This window comes from Pedobacter sp. GR22-10 (assembly GCF_026239715.1).
Taxonomy (GTDB): Bacteria; Bacteroidota; Bacteroidia; order Sphingobacteriales; family Sphingobacteriaceae; genus Pedobacter.
In genome coordinates, this window is sequence record NZ_JAPIVR010000011.1 from 1 (window position 1) to 5,792 (window position 5,792).

The window sequence follows — 5,792 nt, forward strand, 5'->3', positions numbered from 1 at the left end:
AGATATATAAAAAGGGCGACCGTGAGGGATTAGCCTGATAAGTTCTTAAAAGAGATGTCAATGTAGCGAAAGCGGGTTTAATGAAGTACTGATCGAAGTACATGATTAAGTAGCTTTATTTTAAAGGTGATGTCTAACAGACAAAACAAAAGAAGACTATTTTTAACAATAGTTAAAACTGGTCAGAATCAACAACATTTTACAATGGAGAGTTTGATCCTGGCTCAGGATGAACGCTAGCGGCAGGCCTAATACATGCAAGTCGAGGGGTAGAGGGAGCTTGCTTCCTTGAGACCGGCGCACGGGTGCGTAACGCGTATGCAACCTACCTTTATCTGGGGGATAGCCCGGAGAAATCCGGATTAATACCGCATAAAATCACAGAATGGCATTATTCAATGATCAAACATTAATGGGATAGAGATGGGCATGCGTGTCATTAGCTAGTTGGCGGGGTAACGGCCCACCAAGGCGACGATGACTAGGGGATCTGAGAGGATGACCCCCCACACTGGTACTGAGACACGGACCAGACTCCTACGGGAGGCAGCAGTAAGGAATATTGGTCAATGGAGGCAACTCTGAACCAGCCATGCCGCGTGCAGGAAGACTGCCCTATGGGTTGTAAACTGCTTTTATCCGGGAATAAACCTAAATACGTGTATTTAGCTGAATGTACCGGAAGAATAAGGATCGGCTAACTCCGTGCCAGCAGCCGCGGTAATACGGAGGATCCAAGCGTTATCCGGATTTATTGGGTTTAAAGGGTGCGTAGGCGGCCTGTTAAGTCAGGGGTGAAAGACGGTAGCTCAACTATCGCAGTGCCTTTGATACTGATGGGCTTGAATGAACTAGAGGTAGGCGGAATGAGACAAGTAGCGGTGAAATGCATAGATATGTCTCAGAACACCGATTGCGAAGGCAGCTTACTATGGTTTAATTGACGCTGAGGCACGAAAGCGTGGGGATCAAACAGGATTAGATACCCTGGTAGTCCACGCCCTAAACGATGAACACTCGCTGTTGGCGATACACAGTCAGCGGCTAAGCGAAAGCGTTAAGTGTTCCACCTGGGGAGTACGCTCGCAAGAGTGAAACTCAAAGGAATTGACGGGGGCCCGCACAAGCGGAGGAGCATGTGGTTTAATTCGATGATACGCGAGGAACCTTACCCGGGCTTGAAAGTTAGTGAATCATTTAGAGATAAATGAGTGAGCAATCACACGAAACTAGGTGCTGCATGGCTGTCGTCAGCTCGTGCCGTGAGGTGTTGGGTTAAGTCCCGCAACGAGCGCAACCCCTATGTTTAGTTGCCAGCACGTTAAGGTGGGGACTCTAAACAGACTGCCTGTGCAAACAGAGAGGAAGGAGGGGACGACGTCAAGTCATCATGGCCCTTACGTCCGGGGCTACACACGTGCTACAATGGATGGTACAGAGGGCAGCTAGCTGGCAACAGTATGCGAATCTCACAAAGCCATTCACAGTTCGGATTGGGGTCTGCAACTCGACCCCATGAAGTTGGATTCGCTAGTAATCGCGTATCAGCAATGACGCGGTGAATACGTTCCCGGGCCTTGTACACACCGCCCGTCAAGCCATGGAAGTTGGGGGTACCTAAAGTATGTAACCGTAAGGAGCGTCCTAGGGTAAAACCGATAACTGGGGCTAAGTCGTAACAAGGTAGCCGTACCGGAAGGTGCGGCTGGAATACCTCCTTTCTGGAGTAGCATCACCTACTCAGCTTTCGCAACATGATATTTCACATTAAGGTATATGATTAAAGTAAAAAGACTAAAGCTGAAAGTCTAAAGGCCTTGCTACTTGATACTGACTACTTTAAAAAAAACAAGAGAAAAAAAGAAACACCCAGAGGAAAACGGTGGGCTGCTATCAAGGTAAGCACAACGGAACATCAGATGGGGAAAGCCAAAGGATAAGCAGTAGCGGTAAGATACTATATACTGCATACGGAAGCTGACCTTAAATCAAGAAGTCCCGTAGCTCAGCCTGGTTAGAGCACTACACTGATAATGTAGGGGTCTCCAGTTCAAATCTGGACGGGACTACCATTAAAGTTGGGAGTAAAGAGAATAGAGTTGGGAGTTATGAATACTCCAAACCAATGACTCCAAACTCAAGACTAAAAATCTGGGGGATTAGCTCAGCTGGCTAGAGCGCCTGCCTTGCACGCAGGAGGTCAACGGTTCGACTCCGTTATTCTCCACTTTAGAGCTGTAAAGCTTAAAGACCAAAGCAGAAAGCTTTTAAAAAACAGAAATACCTTATTACCGGGATCGGTAATCTACATTGACATAAAGATTAAGACAAGAAGAAAACGCCACGGGGCACATACGAGAAAAAGTATGAAACGGTTCGAGACCGCAGTTTTTAACTAACGAAGCTGAAACGAGGCTTAGGTTGGGGCACATGACACCCTATACCTTTATACCTTCGTCCATCAGCCTCAGTAAAGTTCTTTGACATATTGGAAGAAGTTAAAAAAGAAGAGCAAACAACAATAGGCGACTGTTGTGTTTGTGCTCGCTTAACGAAGCGCAAGCAGAACTTAAGTATGAGACATCATAACAAGAGCAAAAAAGCATACTATACGGCGCAAAAGGCGTATAAGTAGAAGAAAGTAATAAAGAGTACACGGGGGATGCCTTGGCTCTCAGAGGCGATGAAGGACGTGATAAGCTGCGATAAGCTTCGGGTATTTGCAAATAGGAATAGATCCGAAGATTTCCGAATGGGGCAACCCGGCTGGTTGAAGACCAGTCACATATAATGAGCAAACCTGCCGAACTGAAACATCTAAGTAAGCAGAGGAAGAGAAAATAACAATGATTTCCTGAGTAGTGGCGAGCGAAAGGGAAAGAGCCCAAACCTACTTTGTTACGGCAAAGTGGGGGTTGTAGGACTACGATGTGGCATTGGTAAACAGAAGTGGAACGGGATGGGAAGCCCGGCGATACATGGTGATAGCCCAGTACACGTATAGAATACCAGTCTAGTAGTATCCTGAGTACCGCGAGGTCGGAGACGCCTTGTGGGAATCTGCCGGCACCATCCGGTAAGGCTAAATACTCCTGAGAGACCGATAGTGAACCAGTACCGTGAGGGAAAGGTGAAAAGAACCCCGAACAGGGGAGTGAAATAGAACCTGAAACCGTGTACTTACAAGCGGTCGGAGCGTCCAGGTGGCGTGACGGCGTGCCTTTTGCATAATGAGCCTACGAGTTACTCTTCTCTGGCAAGGTTAAGTGCTTCAGGCACGGATCCGAAGCGAAAGCGAGTCTGAATAGGGCGTATAGTCAGAGGAGGTAGACGCGAAACCTTGTGATCTACCCATGGACAGGTTGAAGGTGCGGTAACACGTACTGGAGGACCGAACCGATAAACGTTGAAAAGTTTCCGGATGATCTGTGGGTAGGGGTGAAAGGCTAATCAAACTGGGAAATAGCTCGTACTCCCCGAAATGTTTTTAGGAACAGCGTGGATATAAAGTTTAATAGAGGTAGAGCTACTGATTGGGTGCGGGGGAGTCAAATCCTACCAAATCCAGACAAACTCCGAATGCTATTAAATATGATCTGCAGTGAGGCGCGGGGTGCTAAGGTCACGCGCCGAGAGGGAAAGAACCCAGACCATCAGCTAAGGTCCCCAAGTTACAGTTAAGTTGAACTAACGAGGTCCGATTGCACAGACAGCTAGGATGTTGGCTTGGAAGCAGCCATTCATTTAAAGAGTGCGTAACAGCTCACTAGTCGAGCGATCGGGCATGGATAATAAACGGGCATTAAATTGTACACCGAAGCTATGGGATTGAAATATATCGGTAGGGGAGCATTCTATCGGCAGCGAAGGTATCTGGTAATGGGTGCTGGAGCTTATAGAAAAGCAAATGTAGGCATAAGTAACGATAAGCGGTGCGAGAAACACCGCCACCGAAAGGATAAGGTTTCCTGATCAACGCTAATCGGATCAGGGTTAGTCGGGACCTAAGGAGAACCCGAAGGGGAAATTCGATGGACAACGGGTTAATATTCCCGTACTTTTTATAACTGCGATGTGGGGACGGAGTAGTGACACTGCCGCGATCTGACGGAATAGATCGTTAAAGGCTGTAGGTATTAGAACGGTAGGCAAATCCGCCGATCTAGCTGAACGCTGATAGTACCGCAAGGCTTCGGCTGAGTGGATAGTGCAGGTAATCAGACTTCCAAGAAAAACCGCTAAGCTTCAGGTTATAAAAACCCGTACCGCAAACCGACACAGGTATCCGGGAAGAGGATTCTAAGGTGCTCGAGTGAATCATGGCTAAGGAACTCGGCAAAATGGCCCTGTAACTTCGGGAGAAGGGGCGCTTGCAGCAATGTAAGCCGCAGTGAAAAGGCCCAGGCGACTGTTTAACAAAAACACATGGCTTTGCAAAATCGAAAGATGAAGTATAAGGCCTGACACCTGCCCGGTGCTGGAAGGTTAAGAGGGGATGTCATCTGTAAGGAGAAGCATTGAATCGAAGCCCCAGTAAACGGCGGCCGTAACTATAACGGTCCTAAGGTAGCGAAATTCCTTGTCGGGTAAGTTCCGACCTGCACGAATGGTGTAACGATCTGGGCGCTGTCTCAGCCATGAGCTCGGTGAAATTGTGGTCCCGGTGAAGACGCCGGGTACCCGCAACGGGACGGAAAGACCCCATGCACCTTCACTACAATTTAACATTGACATTGGATACAGGATGTGTAGGATAGGTGGGAGGCTTTGAAGCGGCGTCGCTAGGCGTCGTGGAGCCAACGTTGAAATACCACCCTTTCTGTATTCGGTGTCTAATCCCGCCAAGCGGGAGACATTGTTTGATGGGTAGTTTGACTGGGGTGGTCGCCTCCAAAAAGGTAACGGAGGCTTTCAAAGGTAAGCTCAGTACGCTTGGTAACCGTACGCGGAGTGCAATAGCATAAGCTTGCTTGACTGTGAGACATACAGGTCGATCAGGGTCGAAAGACGGATATAGTGATCCGGTGGTTCTGCATGGAAGGGCCATCGCTCAAAGGATAAAAGGTACGCTGGGGATAACAGGCTGATCTCCCCCAAGAGCTCATATCGACGGGGAGGTTTGGCACCTCGATGTCGGCTCGTCACATCCTGGGGCTGGAGAAGGTCCCAAGGGTTCGGCTGTTCGCCGATTAAAGTGGCACGCGAGCTGGGTTCAGAACGTCGCGAGACAGTTCGGTCCCTATCTGTTGTGGGCGTAGGAATTTTGAGTGGGGCTGACCTTAGTACGAGAGGACCGGGTTGGACTAGCCTCTAGTGAATCTGTTGTTCCGCCAGGGGCATTGCAGAGTAGCTACGCTGGGAATAGATAAGCGCTGAAAGCATCTAAGTGCGAAACTAGCCACGAGATGAGAATTCCATATAGGACCGTAGCAGACTACTACGTTGATAGGCTATAGATGTAAAGCTGGTGACAGCACAGTCGAGTAGTACTAATCATCCGAAGCTTTCAAAGCAAACAGAACTGTTGTTTGTTCTTCAAAACTTAACTTCTTTCAATAATATGTCATTTAAGTTGTAAGTGATAAGTTGTATGTTGTAAGTAGAGATACTTATACCTTCATACTTAAAACCTGCCACTTATTTAAAAATATTTAGGTGCCTATATCGGTGGTGTCCACCTCTTCCCATTCCGAACAGAGAAGTTAAGCCCACCAGAGCCGATGGTACTGCGGTAACACGTGGGAGAGTAGGTCGGTGCCAAATCTTAAAAGCCTTAAGCAGGCATTTAATCA

At 47.9% G+C, this 5,792-nt stretch carries 2 tRNA genes and 3 rRNA genes; all 5 read left to right on the forward strand.

Annotation, left to right across the window (positions count from 1 at the left end):
• The first annotated feature begins 201 nt into the window (after positions 1 to 201).
• The 5 genes from OQX64_RS22300 (at position 202) to rrf (ending at position 5,763) form a co-directional block, all read left to right on the forward strand.
• Positions 202 to 1,721 (forward strand): 16S ribosomal RNA (locus tag OQX64_RS22300).
• A gap of 273 nt (positions 1,722 to 1,994) precedes the next feature.
• Positions 1,995 to 2,072 (forward strand) — tRNA-Ile (locus tag OQX64_RS22305).
• A gap of 81 nt (positions 2,073 to 2,153) precedes the next feature.
• A tRNA-Ala gene (locus OQX64_RS22310) sits at positions 2,154 to 2,227 on the forward strand.
• Between the two features lie 408 nt (positions 2,228 to 2,635).
• Positions 2,636 to 5,512, forward strand: a 23S ribosomal RNA gene (locus tag OQX64_RS22315).
• Between the two features lie 139 nt (positions 5,513 to 5,651).
• Positions 5,652 to 5,763 (forward strand): 5S ribosomal RNA (gene rrf, locus OQX64_RS22320).
• Together the 16S, 23S and 5S rRNA genes with 2 tRNA genes alongside form the textbook arrangement of a ribosomal RNA operon.
• The last annotated feature ends 29 nt before the right edge of the window (positions 5,764 to 5,792 follow it).